The sequence below is a fragment of the Enterobacter sp. IF2SW-B1 genome, from assembly GCF_001743375.1.
Taxonomy (GTDB): Bacteria; Pseudomonadota; Gammaproteobacteria; order Enterobacterales; family Enterobacteriaceae; genus Enterobacter; species Enterobacter bugandensis.
The window spans coordinates 1-410 of sequence record NZ_MJAA01000293.1; the positions used below are offsets into that span (position 1 = coordinate 1).

The following is a 410-nucleotide window of genomic DNA, read 5'->3' on the forward strand; positions in this document are numbered from 1 at the left end:
CCCGCGCGCAGCTGTTCCGCCGGAGCGTCCAGACCGAGGATCACCACGCCGCGGCAGTGCGGGTCCCGGCGTACGATAATCTCGCCGAGCGCCGTCCAGCCGTCGGCGGAAAGCGGCGGCAGCTTCCACCAGTCCGGGTAAATGCCCAGGTTGTAGAAGCGGGAAAAGGCGCGCAGGTAGAGCTCGTCGCTGCGCGGCATGCTGGCGGGCAGGATGACCTCCAGCAACAGCTCGAGCCCTGCCCGACGGGACAGAGGCCGGGGAGGCGGGCTTTGAGCTGGGCAACAAATTCCCGCGGGAAGCGCGCCTGCTTGGCCCGATTTTGCAGCGCCACGACCTGCAGCTGGTCTCCGGCGGGTACTCCGGCCGCCTGCTGGAGCGCAGCGTGGAGGCGGAGATCGCCGCCGTGC

At 70.0% G+C, this 410-nt stretch carries 2 pseudogenes; one reads left to right on the top strand and one right to left on the bottom strand.

What is annotated here, in order from left to right:
- Positions 1-245: pseudogene (locus A6013_RS24440) on the bottom strand (2-deoxy-5-keto-D-gluconate 6-phosphate aldolase domain-containing protein); the annotation flags it as partial.
- Here A6013_RS24440 and A6013_RS26405 point away from each other — a divergent pair.
- Positions 239-410: pseudogene (locus A6013_RS26405) on the top strand (myo-inosose-2 dehydratase); the annotation flags it as partial. The pseudogenes A6013_RS24440 and A6013_RS26405 overlap by 7 nt on opposite strands.